The organism is Streptomyces sp. UC4497, from assembly GCF_054871485.1.
Genome location: NZ_JBTYHB010000011.1, coordinates 209,839 through 227,234, shown reverse-complemented (window position 1 = coordinate 227,234; position 17,396 = coordinate 209,839). Strand labels below are relative to the sequence as shown.

Genomic DNA, 17,396 nt, shown 5'->3' with positions numbered 1-17,396 from the left:
ATGACCGTCAGCGTTTTTGAACGCGTTCAAGGAGGGTGGGGCATGGACCTCACAGTCGTCGCATACGTCGTCTACCTCGTCGTCAGCATCGGTCTGACCATCTGGGTGGCCCGCACCCTGAGCCGCAACGGCCGGGTCTTCCTGGCCGACGTGCTGCACGGGAACGAGAAGCTCGCCGAGGCCGTCAACCACCTGCTGGTGGTCGGCTTCTACCTGGTCAACCTCGGCTTCGTCGCCCTGTACCTGAGCGGCGACGAGCAGCTCGGCAGCACCCGCGAGGTGTTCGAGGCGCTGTCCACCAAGCTGGGCGTCGTCCTGCTCGTGCTCGGCGTGATGCACCTGGGCAACGTCTACGTGCTCAACAAGATCCGGCGCCGCGGCATCATGGAGAACGAGCAGCAGCCGCCCGTCCCGCCGCAGGGCTGGACCGCTCCGGTGGCCGGGGCGTGACGGCACCGGAGAGCGGGGTGGTGGACCGGGACGCCCGGGGGGACGTCCCGGTCCGCCGGCTCACGGTGCTCTACGACGCCGAGTGCCCGATGTGCACGTTCGCACGGAACTGGTTGCTGAAGCAGCGCCAGTTGGTGCCGCTCGACCTGGTGCCCGCGGGGCACTCCCGGGCCCGGGGGCTCTTCCCGGACCTCGACCACGCCGCCACCCTCAGCGACATCACCGTCATCGGGGACGGCGGCCAGATCTACCGCGGGCCCGCCGCGTGGATCGTCTGCATGTGGGCGCTGCGCGACCACCGGGCCACGGCCCACCGGCTGGCCACGCCTGCCGGGATGAAGATCGCCAAGCGGGTCGTCCTCACCGCCGCCAAGTACCGGGCGGCACGCTGGGAGGGCCAGGCCTGGGGCACCCCCTACCGGCGGGCCGACGGGTGGACGTACGACCCGAAGGACGGCTGGTACTACGAGGCGTACGGCTACCAGGACGAGCCACCCGCCTGTGACAGCGCCTGCCGACCGGGCGATTAGGCTCAAGGACCGTGGCAGCAGAGAAGGCCGACGGCAAAGGCGCGAAGAGCGAGCAGACACGTGCGCTCATCCTGGAGACCGCGATGCGGCTGTTCCGGGAGCGGGGCTACGACAAGACCACCATGCGGGCCATCGCCCAGGAGGCCGGGGTCTCGGTCGGCAACGCGTACTACTACTTCGGGGGCAAGGAACACCTGATCCAGGGGTTCTACGACCGGATCACCGCCGAGCACCAGGCGGCGGTCCGGTCCGTGCTCGACACGGAGACCGACCTCCAGGCGCGGCTCGCGGGCGTGCTGCGGGCCTGGCTGGAGATCGCCGAGCCGTACCACGAGTTCGCGGCCCAGTTCTTCAAGAACGCGGCCGACCCGGACTCCCCGCTCAGCCCGTTCTCCGCCGAGTCGGAGAACGCCCGGGAGACCTCCATCGCGCTCCACCGCGAGGTGCTCGCCGGGTCGAAGGCCAAGGTGCCCGCCGAACTGGCCCAGATCCTCCCGGAGTTGATGTGGCTGTCCCAGATGGGGCTCGTCCTGTACTGGGTGTTCGACAGCTCCGAGGGGCGCGAGCGCAGCCGCCGGCTCGCCGACCGGGGCGCCCGCCTCACGACGCGGGGCGTGGCGCTCGCCCGCTTCCGGGTGCTGCGGCCGCTCGTCCTGGAGGTGCACGAGCTGTTCATCGACTTCCTGCCGGGCATGACGCGCTCGCTGCCGAAGCCGAAGCGCACGAAGGACTGAGCCCCGCGGGCGGACCCGCTGGTCTTTACCTGCCCTTTGGCCTGTACCTTCACGGGATGTCCGGCACCACCTCATCGCACTCGGCGCAGCTCAGCCGCCGTTCCGCCCTCGGCATCGGGGCGGGCGCGGCCGCCGCCCTCGCGCTGCCCGCGCAGTCCGCCGCGGCGGCCTCACGTGTCCAGGTCCGGTACCGGGCCGGGGCGCCCAAGCTGCCGAAGCTCGCCGCGAAGGCGTGGCTGATCGCCGACAACGACAGCGGCGAGGTGCTCGCCTCGTACAACGGGCACCGCCGGCTGCCGCCCGCCTCCACGCTGAAGATGCTGTTCGCGGACACGGTGCTGCCGAAGTTCGACAGCACGCTGAAGCACAAGGTGACGGCCGAGGACCTCGCGGACATACCGTTCGGCTCCAGCCTCGTCGGTGTCCAGGCCGGGACGACGTACAGCGTGCACCAGTTGTGGCAGGGCGTGTTCCTTCGCTCCGGCAACGACGCGGTGCATGTGCTCGCGAACATGAACGGGGGCGTCGCCAAGACCGTCGCCCAGATGCAGGCCCGCGCGAAGGACCTCCAGGCGAACGACACCCACGTCGTCAGCCCCGACGGCTTCGACCACAAGGGGCAGGTCTCGTCCGCGTACGACCTGACGCTGTTCGCCCGCGCCGGACTGAAGAACGACGACTTCCGCGGCTACTGCGCCACCAAGGTCGCCGATTTCCCTGCGGGCGGCTCCAAGACCTTCCAGATCCAGAACACCGACCGCCTCCTCACCGGGCAGGGCGTCACCCCGTACGAGGGTCTGATCGGCGTCAAGAACGGCTACACCTCTCACGCGGGCAACACCTTCACCGGCGCCGCCACCCGCGGCGGCCGCACCCTCCTGGTCACCGTGATGCACCCGAAGTCCGGCTACGAAGCCGTGTACGAGGAGACGGCCGCGCTGCTCGACTGGGGCTTCGCGGCCGCGAACAAGGTGCGCCCCGTCAGCGAGTTGGCCACGCCGCTCAGCGAGCAGCCGAAGAAGTCGACGTCGACGCGCGCGCCCCACGTGGCGGGCGCGGGACCCGCCGCGAGCACGCCCACCGGCTCGCACGGGGACGACTGGGCGCTCGGCGGCTCCATGGCCGTGGCGGCCCTCGCCGGCGGCGGCCTGCTGGCCCTGCGCCGCCGCGCGAAGCCGACGGGACGGCGCAGGAAGGGCTAGGAAGGCCCAGGGTGGCGGCTCAGGCCTGCTTGGAGGCCAGCTGGACCACGGTGATGTCGGACGGCGCGCCCACCCGCACCGGCGGCCCCCACGCGCCCGCGCCGCGGCTGACGTACAGCTGGGTGTCGCCGTACCGGTCGAGGCCCGCGAGGGTCGGATTGCTCGCCGCCGCGACGAAGTTGCCCGGCCACAGCTGGCCGCCGTGGGTGTGCCCGGAGAGCTGGAGGTCGACGCTGTGCTTCACCGCCTCGTGGATCATCACGGGCTGGTGGGCGAGGAGAACGGAGGCGCGGGAGGTGTCGCGGTCGCCGAGCGCCTTCGCGTAGTCGGGTCCGTCGCCGTAGTTGTCACCGGCGATGTCGTTGACCCCCGCGAGGTCGAAGGCCCCGATGTCGACGCGCGCGTTCTCCAGCGGCCGGAGCCCCAGCTCGCGGACGTGATCCACCCACGGTTCCGCGCCGGAGAAGTACTCGTGGTTGCCGGTGACGAAGTACGTCCCGTGCCGCGCGCTCAGCCGCGCGAGCGGAGCGACGGCCGGGGCGAGGTGCTCCACGCTCCCGTCGACGAGGTCGCCGACGACGGCGATCAGGTCGGGCTGCGTGGCGTTGATCGTCTCGACGACCCGCTCGGCGAAGCCCCGGCCGAGCACGGGCCCGAGATGGACGTCGCTGACCACGGCGATCCTGAACCCGTGGGCCGCGCGCGGCAGTTTGGCCAGCGGCACGGTGACCCGCTTGACCGTCGGCCCGCGCAGCACCCCGTACGCGCCAGTGGCCACGACTCCCGCGGCGGCCACGGTCGCGGCGGCGCCGACGGTCCGGGCGAGGACGAGCCGGCGGGTGGGCGCGGGCGCCGCGGGCGCGAGCCCCGGGACCGGTTCCAGCTCCCGCAGCTCCGGCACCGGGACGCGCACCGGGGCCTCCTCCGGGGCGACGGCGGTGACGGTCGGCCTCCCGCGGTCGAGGATCCGCCGCAGCAGGGGCCGCACGACCTCCCCCACCAGGAGCGCGAGCAGCAGATACAGCGCGAACGCCATCCACAGGAACCCGGGCCAGGCCAGCACCTGCTGCAACAGGAACGGCGCCCCGCCCCGCTCCGCCGCCAGCGCCGCGAACATCAGCACGGGCCCGGCCACGAACACCAGGGTGCCGATCCGTCTGGGCCACCCGCCCTTGGCGGTCGTGTCGCGCACAAGACGGCGCCACGCGTAGTAGTGCAGGGCCGCGAACACCGCGAGAACGGCGGCGGCGATGAGGACGAAGACGACGACCATCTGCCCGGACGCCTATGAGGTCCGACGCAGTGTGCGCACCGAACGCAACCCGATGCCCCCGACAACCGTCCCCAATACGAAGGAGACGACGGCGAGCGTCAGATGCACCCAGAAGTACGCGGTCGGATCCCCGGCGTCGTCGAAGGCGAGGCCGCTGCCGTCCTTGACGAGGTTTTTGACGAAAGTGATCCAGATGACCCAGCTCCACACCCCGAAGGCGAGCAGGAACCAGGACACGGGGCGGCTGAGCTTCATACCCTCAGTATCGCCGCGCGGCCGCGCGCACCGCCGCCGGGGTGGGCCCGGGCGAACACAGGGCGCAGCGGTGGAGACTTACCAGGCAGGTACAGGTACCTTCACCAGCGTGCCCGACTCCCACGCCGCGCGACCGACGTCGCACTTGAAGAAGGCCGCGGTGCTGTTCGCCGCCTCCGCCCTGACGTTCGCCGGTGCGCTGCCCGCGGCCGCCGCGGACAAGGACAAGGACAAGGACGAGGCCAAGCCGCCCGCGTCGATGTCCCGGGTGGGCGGCGCCCAGTTGGGGAAGCCCGGGACGCAGGTCAATCTTCAGGGGGGCGCGCCCGTCCTGCCGAAGGATCTGACGGCGAAGTCCTGGATCGTCGCGGACGCCGAGTCGGGTGAGGTGCTCGCCTCGCACAACGCGCACTGGCGGCTGCCGCCCGCCTCCACGCTGAAGATGCTGTTCGCGGACACCGTGCTGCCGAAGTTCCCGAAGACGACGACGCACAAGGTGGTGCCGTCCGACCTGGCGGGGATGGGCGCGGGTTCCAGCCTCGTCGGCATCAAGGAGGGCTTCACGTACTCGGTGCACGATCTGTGGCTGGGCGTCTTCCTGCGCTCCGGCAACGACGCGGTGCACGTGCTCTCCGCCATGAACCAGGGCGTCGCGCAGACCGTCAAGGACATGCAGGCGCACGCCGACGAGCTGCAGGCGGGCGACACCCACGTCGTCAGCCCCGACGGCTACGACATGCCGGGGCAGCACTCCTCCGCGTACGACCTGACGCTCTTCGCCCGTTCCGGGCTGCACAAGAAGGACTTCCGCGAGTACGCCGCCACACCCACCGCCGAGTTCCCCATGAAGCAGAAGAAGGGGAAGACCACCAAGCAGTTCGGGATCCAGAACACTAACCGACTGCTCACCGGCTCCTTCGGCCTGCCCGCGTACAAGGGCATCGCGGGCGTGAAGAACGGCAACACGACGAACGCCGGGGCCACGTTCACGGGGGTCGCCGAGCGCGGCAAGCGGGTGCTGCTCGTCACCGTCATGAACCCGAAGGCGAAGGAGAGCGACGCCGTCTACAAGGAGACCGCGCGGCTCTTCGACTGGGGGTTCCAGGCCGACGGCAAGGTCTCCCCCGTCGGCCATCTCGTCGGGCCGAAGAGCGAGACGCCCGCGGGCGCCGCGTCGCCGAGCTCCGGTGGCGGGGGCGCCGCCAAGTCGGCCGCGCACGCCGCGGTCACCGGCGGTTCCAGCGGCGTCGGGATCGCGCTGGCGATCGTGGGCGGCGTGCTCGTGGTGCTCGCGGGCGCGGTGTTCGTGGTCCGCAAGAAGTGGCCGCTGAAGGTCACGAAGGGCTGATCTCCTCCGCCTCGTCCGCCGCCTCCGCCTCGGCCTCCGCTTCTTCCGTCTTGCGCAGGCCGACGCGGCCCGTCGCGGTCCACGCCGCGCAGAACAGCAGCAGTTTCGCGGTGAAGTTGATCCACAGCAGCAGGGCCACGGGCGTGCCGAACGCGCCGTACATGCTCTTCGCCGCCACGTCCTTCATATAGCCGCTGAGCACCAGCTTCAGCAGCTCGAAGCCGGCCGCCCCGATCAGCGCCGCGGTGATCAGATCGCGGCGGCCGGGCTGCACTCCTGGCAGCAGGGCCAGGACGTAGAGCAGGATCAGGAAGTCGGCCAGGACGGCGATCCCGAAGGCCGCGGCCTGGAGCAGTATCCCGCCCCAGCCCGCCTTGTCGATGCCGATCTGGTCGGCCGTCCAGTCGACGGCCGTGGCCGCGAGCGTGGACGCCGCGATCGACACGATGCCCGCGAGGCCGAGCCCGACGAGGATCCCGGCGTCCTTCAGCTTGCGCATGATCGGGTTCTCTTCGGGGTCGGGCAGCTCCCACACGTCCCGCAGACACTGCCGCATCGAGCCGACCCAGCCGACACCCGTGAACAGCAGCAGCGCTCCCGCGATGATCCCGATCGTGCCCGCGTTGTCGACCAACGCCCCGATGTCCAACTGGTCGGAGATACCCGGAACCTGGTCGCTGAGCGTCTGCTCCAGCTTCTTCTGCTGATCCGGGCCCATGGTGCCGGCGGCCACCGCCGCGGCCACGGTGAGCAGCGGAAACAGCGCGAGGAAGCTGATGAACGTCATCGCCGCGGCGAGCTGGGACCAGCGGACCTCGTCGAGGCGCTCGTAGGCGTGCCAGGCGTGCGTCCGCATCAGCCGGGCGAACAGCGGCCCGACGACGGGGAGTTTCTTCAGCCAATCCATGATCCCAGCCTGCCCCCCATCCCGGCTTCGATCACCCGTTCCGGTGAGCAGACGCAAGGTTTACGACAAACTTCGCACCTTCGGGCGATACGGTCACCGTCATGGTTGCCGACCCCGCTACCGATCCCGTATCCACTCTCCCCTCCGTCCCGCACTCCGTACCGGTCAGCGGCTGGGGCCGCACCGCCCCCACCTCGGCCCGCGTGATCCGCCCCCGCTCCTACGAGGACGCGGTCCTCGCGGTCCGGGACTGCGCGGCCACGGGACGCCGCGGCGGGATCGCGCGGGGGCTCGGCCGGGCGTACGGGGACGCGGCGCAGAACGCGGGCGGGGCCGTCCTCGACATGACGGGGCTCGACCGGATCCACGCCATCGACGCCGCCGGCGGCACCGTGCTGTGCGACGCGGGCGTCTCGCTGCACCGCCTGATGGAGGTGCTGCTGCCCCTCGGCTGGTTCGTGCCGGTCACGCCCGGCACCCGCTATGTCACGGTCGGCGGGGCGATCGGCGCCGACATCCACGGCAGGAACCACCCCGCCTCCGGCTCCTTCGCCCGCCACGTCCCCATGCTCGAACTCCTCACCGCCGACGGCGGGGTACGCGTCGTGGAGCGCGGCAGCGAGCTGTTCGACGCGACGGCCGGCGGCATGGGCCTGACCGGGATCATCCTCACGGCGACGATCCAACTCCAGCGCGTCGAGACCTCGTTGATGTCGGTGGACACCGAACGGGCCGCAGACCTCGACGACTTGATGGACCGGATCACCGCCACGGACCACCGCCACCCCTACTCCGTCGCCTGGGTCGACCTGCTCGCGCGCGGCGCCGCGACCGGCCGCGGAGTGCTCATGCGCGCCGAGCACGCGCCGCTCGACGCGCTGCCCGCACGCGCCCGCAGGACCCCGCTGGAGTTCCGCCCCGCCCGCCTCCCCGCGGCCCCGGACTTCCTCCCCGAGGGACTGCTCGGCAGCACGAGCGTCGGCCTGTTCAACGAGCTGCGGTACCGCGCGGCGCCCAGCGCCCGCACCGGCGAACTGCGGAAGCTCTCCACGTTCTTCCACCCGCTCGACGGCGTCCCGCACTGGAACCGCGTCTACGGGCGCGGCGGCTTCGTGCAGTACCAGTTCGTCGTCGGACACGGCGAGCAGGAGGCGCTGCGCCGCATCGTGCACCGCGTCTCCGAGCGGCGCTGCCCGTCCCTCCTCGCCACCCTCAAGCGCTTCGGCGAAGGGGATCCGGGCTGGCTGTCGTTCCCGATGCTGGGCTGGACCCTCGCGCTCGACATCCCGGCGAACCTGCCCGAACTGGGCGCGTTCCTTGACGAGTTGGACGAGGAGGTGGCCGCCGCGGGCGGGCGCGTCCACCTCGCCAAGGACTCCCGGCTGCGGCCCGAGCTGCTCACCGCCATGTACCCGCGCCTCGACGACTTCCGCTCGCTGCGGGCGCGTTGGGACCCGCAGGGGGTGTTCCGCTCGGACCTGTCACGGCGCCTGAACCTGTGACCAGCAGCCCGCCCAACGCCCTCTCCAGGAGCCCCCGTTGAAAGATGCCTTCGGCACCCCTCAGTCCCTGCTCGTCCTCGGCGGCACCTCCGAGATCGCGCTGGCCACGGCCCGCCGCCTCGTCGCCCGGCGCACCCGCACCGTGTGGCTCGCGGGCCGCCCCTCCCCCGCGCTCGACGAGGCCGCCGCCGGGCTGCGCGCCCTGGGCGCCGACACCCGTACGGTCCCCTTCGACGCGCTGGACCCCTCCGCGCACGAGGAGACGCTCGGCAAGGTCTTCGCCGAGGGCGACATCGACATGGTGCTGCTCGCGTTCGGCATCCTCGGCGACCAGGCCCACGACGAGGACGACCCCATGTCGGCGGTCCGCGTCGCCCAGACCAACTACACGGGCGCCGTCTCCGCGAGCCTCGTCTGCGCGCGGGCGCTCCAGTCCCAGGGCCACGGCTCGCTTGTCGTCCTGTCCTCGGTCGCGGGCGAGCGGGCCCGCCGCGCCAACTTCATCTACGGCTCCAGCAAGGCGGGCCTCGACGCGTTCACCCAGGGGCTCGGGGACGCGCTGCACGGGACGGGCGTGCACGTGATGATCGTCCGCCCCGGCTTCGTACGGTCGAAGATGACGGCCGGGCTCGTCGAGGCGCCGATGGCCACGACGCCCGGAGCGGTGGCACAGGCCATCGAGACGGGGCTGCGGCGCAGGTCGGAGACGGTGTGGGTGCCGGGGACGCTGCGCGTGGTGATGTCGGCGCTGCGGCATGTGCCGCGGCCGGTGTTCCGACGACTGCCGGTGTGACTTCTGCGTCTCTACGTAGAGGTCTCCTACGTAGAGGTCCTCTACGTAGGAGTCAGCTCGCCGGGAGCCGGGGTCCGCGTGTCGTGCGGCCCGAGGTCTGCGCGGGCAGCGAGGACGTGCCGAAGGCGAAGTCCCGCAGCTTGCGCCACACCCCGTCGGCGCCCTGCTCGTAGAGCGCGAACCCGGTGCACGCCCAGGCCGCCTCGTACTCGGCGAGCTCCGCGTACGCACGGTCCATCGACTCCTCGTCGATGCCGTGCGCCACGGTCACGTGCGGGTGGTACGGGAACTGCAGCTCGCGGGAGACCGGGCCCGAGGCGTCCCGCACCTGCTTCTGCAGCCACGTGCAGGCCTCGGCGCCCTCGACGACCTGCACGAACACGACCGGCGACAGCGGCCGGAACGTACCCGTACCGGAAAGCCGCATCGCGAACGGGCGCCCACCGGAGGCCACTTCCTCCAGATGCGCCTCGATCGCCGTGAGGTCGCCGCCCTCCACCTCGGTCGGCGGGAGCAGGGTGATGTGCGTGGGAATGCCGTGCGCCGCGGCGTCGCCGAAGCCCGTGCGCCGCTCCTGGAGCAGGCTGCCGTGAGGCTCCGGGACCGCGATCGAGACACCGATCGTTACGGTCCCCACGTCATACTCCTGTCGTCGTGTGGCGGGCGGGTGGCGTCGCGCTGCGAAGCGTTCAGTTTTCTGAAGGACTCAGTGCTTGGCGGGCAGGAAGCCGACCTTGTCGTACGCCTGGGCAAGGGTCTCGGCGGCTACGGCCCGCGCCTTCTCCGCGCCCTTGGCCAGGATCGAGTCAAGCGTCTCCGGGTCGTCCAGATATTCCTGGGTGCGGGTCCGGAACGGTGTCACGAAGTCGACCATGACCTCGGCCAGGTCCGTCTTCAGCGCACCGTACATCTTGCCCTCGTACTTCTCCTCCAGTTCCGGGATACCGGCACCGGTGAGGGTGGAGTAGATGGTGAGCAGGTTGCTGACGCCCGGCTTGTTCTCCGCGTCGTAGCGGATCACGGTGTCGGTGTCGGTGACGGCGCTCTTGACCTTCTTGGCGGTCGCCTTCGGCTCGTCGAGCAGGTTGATGAGGCCCTTCGGCGTCGACGCCGACTTGCTCATCTTGATCGACGGGTCCTGAAGGTCGTAGATCTTCGCCGTCTCCTTGAGGATGTACGGCGCCGGGAGCGTGAACGTGTCGCCGAAGCGGCCGTTGAAGCGCGTGGCGAGGTCGCGGGTCAGCTCGATGTGCTGGCGCTGGTCCTCACCGACCGGAACCTGGTTCGCCTGGTACAGCAGGATGTCCGCGACCTGAAGAACCGGATACGTGAACAGGCCGACGCTCGCGCGGTCCGCACCCTGCTTCGCGGACTTGTCCTTGAACTGCGTCATACGGGAGGCCTCACCGAAGCCCGTGATGCAGTTCATGACCCAGGCGAGCTGCGCGTGCTCCGGGACGTGGCTCTGCACGAACAGCGTGCAGCGCTCCGGGTCGAGCCCCGCGGCGAGCAGCTGCGCGGCGGCGAGCCGGGTGTTGGCCCGCAGCTCCTTCGGGTCCTGCGGAACGGTGATCGCATGCAGGTCCACGACCATGTAGAAGGCGTCGTGGGACTCCTGCAGCGCCACCCACTGGCGGACCGCACCGAGGTAGTTGCCGAGGTGGAACGAGCCGGCGGTGGGCTGGATCCCGGAGAGCACACGAGGGCGAACATCAGAGGCCATGTGCCTCATTGTCTCAGGTGCGCCACACAGCTCCGCAGCGGCCAAAGGTCCTTCGCGCGGCGGGACACGACCTGGTCGTTGTCAGTGGGCGCCGGTAGCTTGTCGATGTGGCGGGAGTCACGTGGGGGCGGGGCGACGGGGGTGGGAATGCGGTACGTACGAGGGGGTGGGCTCCGGTGGGCCCGGGTGCTGCTCGTGGTCGCGGCGCTGCTGGTGGCGGGGGCGTCCTCCGCGCACGCGCGGCCGACGCAGCCCGGCACCGGAATGGATGTGCCGGACCTCGCGGTGGTGATCGCGCCCGGCGCCGGGGCGGGCGCTTCGGTGACCCTGCGCGACGAGGACCGGAACTTCGCCCGTCTTGAGCGCTTGACCACGGGGTTCGACACGGTGACGGAGCGGGTGCCGGAGGCCTGGCAGGAGGGGCGTTTCCCGCCCGTGGTGGCCACGGTCATATGGGGCCTGACCGGTGTGGCGGGCTGGCCCGACACCCACAGCGCGCCCGGCACCGACACGGTCATCGAGCGCCAGGACCAGCTGATCGTCGCGGAGGACGGCACGCCGTGGATCCGCACGGACCCGACGGTCGACGTGACCGACGACGACCTCCGCTGGCACCGGGCCTCCCGGCCTCTGGTCGACCGGTTGACGCGGGCGGGGGTGTTCCCCACGTCCGCCCCCTCCGGTGAGCGCCCCACCCGGGCCCCGTGGTGGTGGGGGTTGGCGGGCCTGACGGTGGGCCTCGCTGCGGCGGCATTGCTATGGCGCGTACGCATACGCCCCCGGAGCCCACGGGGACGCCAGGAGCCGCGCCAACAACTGGTCGACCTGTAGGGCACCGCCGGGTGTGGGGCGGAGCTGCCGGGCGTGGTGCGGGGCTGCGGCGCGGGCGGGAACGGTGCGGGGCTGCGGCGCGGCTGGGAACGGGGCGGGCTGCGCGGCTGGGCGTGGTGCCGGGCTTCGCGGCTGCGGCGCGGGCGGGAACGGTGCGGGGCTGCGGCGCGGCGCGGCGCGGCTGGGAACGGTGCGGGCTGCGCGGCTGCCCGCACCGTTCCCACAACCACCGGGCACGCGGGGTGCACCGCTGTCCGCTCACCTCCCACGGCCGCCGAGGACGGTGCCGGACTGCGCCGCTGCGGCGCCGCCGGGAACGGTGCCAGGGTGCGCCGCTGCTCGCCCACCTCCCACCGCCGCCGGGGGACGACGCCGGGCCGCGCCGCCGCGCCGCCGCCAGGAACGGTGCCGGGCTGCGCGGCTGCCCGCTCGCCTCCCACCACCACCGGGCACACTGCCGGACCGCGCCACGGCGGCGCCGCCGGGAACGGTGCCAGGGTGCGCCGCCGGGAAACGGTGCCAGGGTGCGCCGCTGCCCGCTCACCTCCGACCACCGCCGGGACCCGTGCCGGACTGCGCCGCTGCCCGCTCACCTCCCACCACCCGCCCCCTCCGGGGGCTCCGGCAGCCCGGGCGGAGACGGTGTCTGCCACGCGGAGCCGGGGTCCGGGTCGGCGACGTGGTCGGCGCCTGTCGTTCTCGTTGGGCGGCACCGGGGTGCCGCCTTGCCCACCCTGCCGCCCCAGGCGGCAGATTGCCCAAGGCGGTGGCGGCCGACGGCAGGAGTTGGGGAGCCGTGGCTGGCGTCACCCAAGGCGGGGCTGCGTCGACCGCAACGGGTGTGGAGCCGGGGCTGGCGGAGGTTGCCCGCGGCGGGGCCGGGTCGACCGCGACGGGTGGAGGGGGCCGTGGTTGGCGTTACCCAAGGCGGGGCTGCGTCGACCGCGACGGGTGGGAAGCCGGGGCTGGCGTTACCCGAGGCGGGGCTGCGTCGACCGCGACGGGTGCGGAGCGGTGGCTGACGGAGGTTGTCCGAGGCGGGGGCGGCGTCGACCGCAGCGGGTGAGTGCCATGGCGTGCGGGCGGACTGCTTAAGGCGGTGGCGCCCCTCACCGTCCCAGGTGGGGAGCCATGCCACCGACGGGCTACCCAAAGCGGTGGCGCCCCTCACCGTCCCGGGTGGGGAGCCGGGGATGCCGGCGGATTGCCCAGGGCGTGGTGCGCTACCCCGTCGGGCCGACGCCCCCGGAGGGGGCGGGCGGGTGGGAGATGGGCGGGGAGCCGGGCGATCGCCTGCGGTGGGCGGGTCACTTCAGGCCCCTGCGGCGGGTGGCCAATGCAAGCCCCGCGGCGGGTGGGCAAATCCAGCCCCGCCTTTCGAACGAGAGCCCGCGGGGGCCGGGGCAGAGCCCCGCGGCGTGGGACACGGTCGGCCGCACGCCACGTGGGACCGAGCCAATCAGGCCCCGCCTGTCGAACGAGAGCCCGCGAGGTCCGGGGCAGAGCCCCGAGGCCGGAACGCCGATTCGGCGAAATCAGCCCCGCGGGGTCCGGGGCAGAGCCCCGAGGCCGCAACCCCGGTTCGGCACAATCAGCCCCGCGAGGTCCGGGGCGGAGCCCCGAGGCCGGAACGCCGGTTCGGCGCCATCAGCCCCGCGGCGCCCCGTGGCGTAGGACGGGCGCCCGTCCCACGCCACGGAGGGGCTCAGCCCAGGTCGATCTGGCCGTACAGCGGGAACCCGGCCAGCAGATCCGTCGCCCGGTGGGACACCTCGTCCGCGATTTTCGGGTCGAGGACGTGAATCGCCTTCGACACCGCCCCGGACTTCGTCGTCCCCGGCTCGGAGGCCGCCAGCACCCGGTCCATGAGCGCCGCGATCTCGTCCATCTCGCCCGCGCCGAGCCCCCGCGTGGTCAACGCCGGCGTACCGATACGGATGCCGGACGTGTACCACGCCCCGTTCGGATCCGCCGGAATCGCGTTGCGGTTGGTGACGATGCCGGAGTCGAGCAGCGCGGACTCGGCCTGGCGCCCCGTGAGGCCGTAGGAGGACGCCACGTCGATGAGGTTGAGGTGGTTGTCCGTGCCGCCGGTGACGAGCGTCGCGCCGCGCCGCATCAGGCCGTCCGCCAGCGCCCGCGCGTTGTCCACGATGCGCTGCGCGTAGTCCTGGAACGCGGGCTGCCGCGCCTCGGCGAGGGCGACCGCCTTCGCGGCCATGACGTGCGGCAGCGGCCCGCCGAGCACCATCGGGCAGCCCCGGTCGACCTGGTCCTTCAGCGAGTCGTCGCACAGCACCATGCCGCCGCGCGGACCGCGCAGCGACTTGTGGGTGGTCGTGGTGACGATCTGCGCGTGCGGCACCGGGTCGAAGTCACCGGTGAGCACCTTGCCCGCGACGAGCCCCGCGAAGTGCGCCATGTCGACCATGAGCGTCGCCCCGACCTCGTCGGCGATCTCCCGCATGATCCGGAAGTTCACCAGGCGCGGGTACGCGGAGTAACCGGCGACGATGATCATCGGCTTGAACTCGCGGGCCTGCGCGCGCAGCGCCTCGTAGTCGATGAGCCCGGTGGCGGGGTCGGTGCCGTAGGACCGCTGATCGAACATTTTTCCGCTGATGTTCGGCCTAAAGCCGTGCGTGAGGTGGCCACCGGCGTCCAGCGACATGCCGAGCATCCGCTGGTTGCCGAAGGCCTGGCGCAGCTCGGCCCAGTCCGCCTCGGTGAGGTCGTTGATCTGGCGGACGCCGGTCTTCGCGAGGAACGGCGCCTCGACGCGGTCGGCGAGCACGGCCCAGAAGGCGACGAGGTTGGCGTCGATCCCGGAGTGCGGCTGCACGTACGCGTGCCGGGCACCGAACAGCTCGCGGGCGTGCTCCGCGGCGATCGACTCGACGGTGTCGACGTTGCGGCAGCCGGCGTAGAAGCGGCGGCCGATGGTGCCCTCGGCGTACTTGTCGCTGAACCAGTTGCCCATGGTCAGCAGCGTCGCCGGGGACGCGTAGTTCTCGGACGCGATCAGCTTGAGCATCTCGCGCTGGTCGGTCAGCTCCTGCGCGATGGCGTCGGCGACGCGCGGCTCCACGCCCCGTACGACATCGAGGGCGGCGCGGTACGCGGTGGATTCGGGGGTAAGGCGGGCATCGGTCATGGGGGCAGCCTCCGGACACGGTCGATACGCGGTCGGTTCACGGGTGGTCGGCCCAGGCGCACGGCACACACTGCTCGGGCCGCTCCCCGATGGTCGATCCCATCCCAGCGCGCCAGTCACGGCCCTGCCCCCACATTAGCGGGCGCGTCGCCGGGCGAGGTTTCCACGTCCACATCGCGAGCGACGATAGGAAGGGGCCACAAGCCCGTCCCACACCCAGCGCCATGAGCCGCGACGAACGGAGATCCCGTGACTTCTGTGACTCCATCGACCACCGCAGGACACGCCACGCAGGACTTCATCACCTCCTCCGAAGAGCACGGCGCGCACAACTACCACCCGCTCCCGGTCGTCGTCGCCACCGCCGAGGGCGCGTGGATGACGGACGTCGAGGGGCGGCGCTACCTCGACATGCTCGCCGGGTACTCGGCGCTCAACTTCGGGCACGGCAACCGGCGGCTGATCGACGCCGCGAAGGCCCAGCTGGAGCGGGTGACGCTGACGTCGCGGGCCTTCCACCACGACCGGTTCGCCGCGTTCTGTGCGGAGCTCGCCGAGCTGTGCGGCATGGAGATGGTGCTGCCGATGAACACGGGCGCGGAGGCCGTCGAGACCGCCGTGAAGACCGCGCGCAAGTGGGGCTACCGGGTCAAGGGCGTGCCGGACGGGCGGGCCAGGATCGTGGTCGCGAGCGACAACTTCCACGGCCGTACGACGACCATCGTCAGCTTCTCCACCGACGAGGAGGCCCGCGCCGACTTCGGTCCGTACACGCCGGGCTTCGACATCGTCCCGTACGGGGATCCGGACGCGCTGCGCGCCGCGGTCACGGACGAGACGGTGGCGGTGCTCCTCGAACCGATCCAGGGCGAGGCGGGCGTGCTCGTCCCGCCGCCCGGCTATCTCGCGGGCGTGCGGGAGCTGACGCGCGAGCGGAACGTGCTGTTCATCGCCGACGAGATCCAGTCGGGTCTCGGGCGGACCGGCCGTACCTTCGCGTGCGAGCACGAGGGCGTGGTGCCGGACATGTACGTGCTGGGCAAGGCGCTCGGCGGCGGGGTCGTGCCGGTGTCGGCGGTGGTGTCGAGCAAGGCCGTGCTCGGGGTGTTCCGGCCGGGCGAGCACGGGTCGACGTTCGGCGGCAATCCGCTGGCGTGCGCGGTGGCTCTTGAGGTGATCGCGATGCTGCGCACCGGGGAGTTCCAGGAGCGGGCGGCGGAGCTGGGTGAGCATCTGCACGCCGAGCTGGGCCTGTTGACGGGGACGGGGAAGGTCACCGAGGTGCGCGGGCGCGGTCTGTGGGCGGGCGTCGACATCGATCCGTCGTACGGGACGGGCCGGGAGATCTCTCAGAAGCTGATGGCCCGCGGGGTCCTGGTGAAGGACACCCACGGGTCCACCATCCGGATCGCCCCGCCGCTGGTGATCAGCAAGGACGATCTGGACTGGGGCCTCGATCAGCTGCGGGCGGTGCTGGGCGCGTAGGCCCTTTTACCAAGGCTCACAGGATGACGTGGGGCAGGAAGCGGGCGTACTCGTCCGTGACCAGCCCCGCCGATTCCCGGATGCCGAGGCCGGCCGCCTCGTCCTCGACGACCCACGCGCCGAGGACGACGCGGTTGCCGTCGAAGTCGGGCAGCTCGCTCAACTCCTGGTAGCAGCACGGCTCTTCGGAGGCGGGCGGGGCGGACCCGGGTGCGTGGATCGTGACGCCCGCGCCCTCGCGCCCGAGGAGCGGCTTCGACACATAGCCGGGGCCCGATCCGGTCGCCAGCTCGCGCGGCCCGTCGAGGTAGGCGGGCAGCAGGTTCGGGTGGCCGGGGTAGAGCTCCCAAAGCACCGCGAGCAGCGCCTTGTTGCTGAGCAGCATCTTCCAGGCGGGCTCGATCCACATCGTCGTACCCGTGCCGCCGCCGTTGTCGAGGCCGGCCAGGACGTGCGGGGCGAACGCGTCGGAGGTCAGCCACTCCCACGGGTACAGCTTGAAGCAGCTGCGGATGAACCGGAGTTGGTTGTCGACGAAGCGCTCGGAGAGGCTGTCCCAGCCGATCTCCTCCATGGAGATCCAGTCGGTGTCCAGGCCCGCCTGTTCGGCGGTCTCCTTCAGATATCCGACGGTCATCAGGTCCTCGCCGAGTTCGTCGGCCGAGGAGTGCGCGAAGTAGAGCGGGCTGCCCGGCGGGAGCAGGGCGGCCTGCTTCTTCCAGGCGTCGATGAGCCGCTCGTGGAGCGAGTTCCACTGGTCGGCGCCGGGGAACCGCTCCTCCATCCAGAACCACTGGGGGCTGGCGGCCTCCACCAGGGAGGTGGGGGTGTCGGCGTTGTACTCAAGGAGCTTCGCGGGACCCGTGCCGTCGTAGCGCAGGTCGAACCGGCCGTAGACGGACGGGAGTTCGGCGCGCCGCTCCCAGGCCTCTGCGACCGCCGCGGCGACGTTCGGGTCGGTGATCCCGAGGTCGGCGAAGCGGTCGGCGGCGACGATGTGCTCCGCCGCGGCGAGGCACATGCGGTGCAGCTCCTCGACGACCTCTTCGAGCGCCTCGACCTCGGGGAGGGAGAACTCGTAGTAGGCGCTCTCGTCCCAGTACGGGCGCAGTGAGTCGTCGGGGTAGCGGGTGAGCGGGTAGATGAGCCCCTGTTCCTCGACGGTCTGCTGCCAGCCGGGGCGCGGGGTGATGGTGTGTCGCTTCATCA

At 71.7% G+C, this 17,396-nt stretch carries 16 protein-coding genes and 1 riboswitch; of the genes, 9 read left to right on the top strand and 7 right to left on the bottom strand.

Annotation, left to right across the window (positions count from 1 at the left end; all coding sequences use genetic code 11):
- Positions 1–42: 42 nt before the first annotated feature.
- From ACYSUO_RS18210 to ACYSUO_RS18195, 4 genes are all read left to right on the top strand, one after another.
- On the top strand, positions 43–450 hold the full coding sequence (locus ACYSUO_RS18210) for a hypothetical protein (protein WP_327661899.1): 408 nt from the start codon (positions 43–45) through the stop codon (positions 448–450).
- On the top strand, positions 447–980 hold the full coding sequence (locus ACYSUO_RS18205; RefSeq protein WP_461777167.1) for a thiol-disulfide oxidoreductase DCC family protein: 534 nt from the start codon (positions 447–449) through the stop codon (positions 978–980). The genes ACYSUO_RS18210 and ACYSUO_RS18205 overlap by 4 nt, the downstream gene beginning before the upstream one ends.
- Before the next feature lie 83 nt (positions 981–1,063).
- Positions 1,064–1,714, top strand: a complete 651-nt coding sequence (locus ACYSUO_RS18200) for a TetR family transcriptional regulator (RefSeq protein WP_461777198.1) — start codon at positions 1,064–1,066, stop codon at positions 1,712–1,714.
- A 56-nt stretch (positions 1,715–1,770) separates the two neighbouring features.
- Positions 1,771–2,916 (top strand): D-alanyl-D-alanine carboxypeptidase family protein, encoded by a 1,146-nt coding sequence (locus tag ACYSUO_RS18195; RefSeq protein ID WP_461777166.1) that lies wholly within the window; start codon positions 1,771–1,773, stop codon positions 2,914–2,916.
- Positions 2,917–2,935: 19 nt separating this feature from the next.
- Here the strand turns inward: ACYSUO_RS18195 and ACYSUO_RS18190 are convergent, their stop codons facing one another.
- Positions 2,936–4,189, bottom strand: coding sequence for a metallophosphoesterase (locus ACYSUO_RS18190; RefSeq protein ID WP_461777165.1), 1,254 nt, complete (start codon positions 4,187–4,189; stop codon positions 2,936–2,938).
- Positions 4,190–4,201: 12 nt separating this feature from the next.
- Entirely contained in the window at positions 4,202–4,444 is a 243-nt protein-coding gene (locus tag ACYSUO_RS18185) for an SCO4848 family membrane protein (protein ID WP_385764609.1), read from the bottom strand.
- A gap of 109 nt (positions 4,445–4,553) precedes the next feature.
- On the opposite strand from ACYSUO_RS18185, the gene ACYSUO_RS18180 reads away from it, so the two are divergent.
- A complete protein-coding gene (locus ACYSUO_RS18180; protein ID WP_461777164.1) occupies positions 4,554–5,792 on the top strand; it encodes a D-alanyl-D-alanine carboxypeptidase family protein in 1,239 nt (412 codons plus the stop codon).
- Here the strand turns inward: ACYSUO_RS18180 and ACYSUO_RS18175 are convergent.
- Positions 5,779–6,699 (bottom strand): YihY/virulence factor BrkB family protein, encoded by a 921-nt coding sequence (locus ACYSUO_RS18175; RefSeq protein ID WP_461777163.1) that lies wholly within the window; start codon positions 6,697–6,699, stop codon positions 5,779–5,781. The genes ACYSUO_RS18180 and ACYSUO_RS18175 overlap by 14 nt on opposite strands.
- A 101-nt stretch (positions 6,700–6,800) precedes the next feature.
- On the opposite strand from ACYSUO_RS18175, the gene ACYSUO_RS18170 reads away from it, so the two are divergent.
- The gene (locus ACYSUO_RS18170) at positions 6,801–8,201 is read left to right on the top strand and encodes an FAD-binding oxidoreductase (RefSeq protein WP_461777162.1); all 1,401 of its coding nucleotides are present in this window, start codon (positions 6,801–6,803) and stop codon (positions 8,199–8,201) included.
- A 37-nt stretch (positions 8,202–8,238) separates the two neighbouring features.
- Positions 8,239–8,994: a decaprenylphospho-beta-D-erythro-pentofuranosid-2-ulose 2-reductase gene (locus tag ACYSUO_RS18165; protein WP_461777161.1), complete on the top strand. Its 756-nt coding sequence runs from the start codon at positions 8,239–8,241 to the stop codon at positions 8,992–8,994.
- Between the two features lie 52 nt (positions 8,995–9,046).
- Here ACYSUO_RS18165 and ACYSUO_RS18160 read toward each other — a convergent pair whose 3' ends face one another.
- Positions 9,047–9,631 (bottom strand): 2'-5' RNA ligase family protein, encoded by a 585-nt coding sequence (locus ACYSUO_RS18160; RefSeq protein WP_461777160.1) that lies wholly within the window; start codon positions 9,629–9,631, stop codon positions 9,047–9,049.
- A 69-nt stretch (positions 9,632–9,700) separates the two neighbouring features.
- Positions 9,701–10,717 carry a tryptophan--tRNA ligase gene (gene trpS / locus ACYSUO_RS18155; RefSeq protein WP_461777159.1) on the bottom strand — a complete coding sequence of 339 codons (1,017 nt, stop codon included), beginning with the start codon at positions 10,715–10,717 and terminating at the stop codon, positions 9,701–9,703.
- 186 nt (positions 10,718–10,903) lie between these two features.
- Between trpS and ACYSUO_RS18150 the strand changes: the two genes are divergently transcribed.
- Positions 10,904–11,548, top strand: a complete 645-nt coding sequence (locus ACYSUO_RS18150; protein WP_461777158.1) for a hypothetical protein — start codon at positions 10,904–10,906, stop codon at positions 11,546–11,548.
- 1,705 nt (positions 11,549–13,253) lie between these two features.
- On the opposite strand, the gene ACYSUO_RS18145 is transcribed toward ACYSUO_RS18150, so the two are convergent.
- Positions 13,254–14,702, bottom strand: coding sequence for a glycine hydroxymethyltransferase (locus ACYSUO_RS18145; protein WP_461777157.1), 1,449 nt, complete (start codon positions 14,700–14,702; stop codon positions 13,254–13,256).
- A gap of 43 nt (positions 14,703–14,745) precedes the next feature.
- A riboswitch (ZMP/ZTP riboswitch) is annotated at positions 14,746–14,832 on the bottom strand.
- Positions 14,833–14,960: 128 nt separating this feature from the next.
- On the opposite strand from ACYSUO_RS18145, the gene rocD reads away from it, so the two are divergent.
- Positions 14,961–16,187 (top strand): ornithine--oxo-acid transaminase, encoded by a 1,227-nt coding sequence (gene rocD, locus ACYSUO_RS18140; protein WP_461777197.1) that lies wholly within the window; start codon positions 14,961–14,963, stop codon positions 16,185–16,187.
- A gap of 16 nt (positions 16,188–16,203) precedes the next feature.
- Here the strand turns inward: rocD and ACYSUO_RS18135 are convergent, their stop codons facing one another.
- Complete coding sequence (locus ACYSUO_RS18135) at positions 16,204–17,394, bottom strand: glutathionylspermidine synthase family protein (RefSeq protein WP_461777156.1); 1,191 nt, start codon at positions 17,392–17,394, stop codon at positions 16,204–16,206.
- Between the last annotated feature and the right edge of the window lie 2 nt (positions 17,395–17,396).

Excerpts from the sequence above, each read along its gene's own strand:
- ACYSUO_RS18210 (WP_327661899.1), top strand. The coding sequence starts at position 43 with ATGGACCTCACAGTCGTCGCATACGTCGTCTACCTCGTCGTCAGCATC.
- ACYSUO_RS18200 (WP_461777198.1), top strand. The coding sequence starts at position 1,064 with ATGCGGCTGTTCCGGGAGCGGGGCTACGACAAGACCACCATGCGGGCC.
- ACYSUO_RS18195 (WP_461777166.1), top strand. The coding sequence starts at position 1,771 with ATGTCCGGCACCACCTCATCGCACTCGGCGCAGCTCAGCCGCCGTTCC.
- ACYSUO_RS18190 (WP_461777165.1), bottom strand. The coding sequence starts at position 4,189 with ATGGTCGTCGTCTTCGTCCTCATCGCCGCCGCCGTTCTCGCGGTGTTC.
- ACYSUO_RS18185 (WP_385764609.1), bottom strand. The coding sequence starts at position 4,444 with ATGAAGCTCAGCCGCCCCGTGTCCTGGTTCCTGCTCGCCTTCGGGGTG.
- ACYSUO_RS18175 (WP_461777163.1), bottom strand. The coding sequence starts at position 6,699 with ATGGATTGGCTGAAGAAACTCCCCGTCGTCGGGCCGCTGTTCGCCCGG.
- ACYSUO_RS18170 (WP_461777162.1), top strand. The coding sequence starts at position 6,801 with ATGGTTGCCGACCCCGCTACCGATCCCGTATCCACTCTCCCCTCCGTC.
- trpS (WP_461777159.1), bottom strand. The coding sequence starts at position 10,717 with ATGGCCTCTGATGTTCGCCCTCGTGTGCTCTCCGGGATCCAGCCCACC.
- ACYSUO_RS18145 (WP_461777157.1), bottom strand. The coding sequence starts at position 14,702 with ATGACCGATGCCCGCCTTACCCCCGAATCCACCGCGTACCGCGCCGCC.
- ACYSUO_RS18135 (WP_461777156.1), bottom strand. The coding sequence starts at position 17,394 with ATGAAGCGACACACCATCACCCCGCGCCCCGGCTGGCAGCAGACCGTC.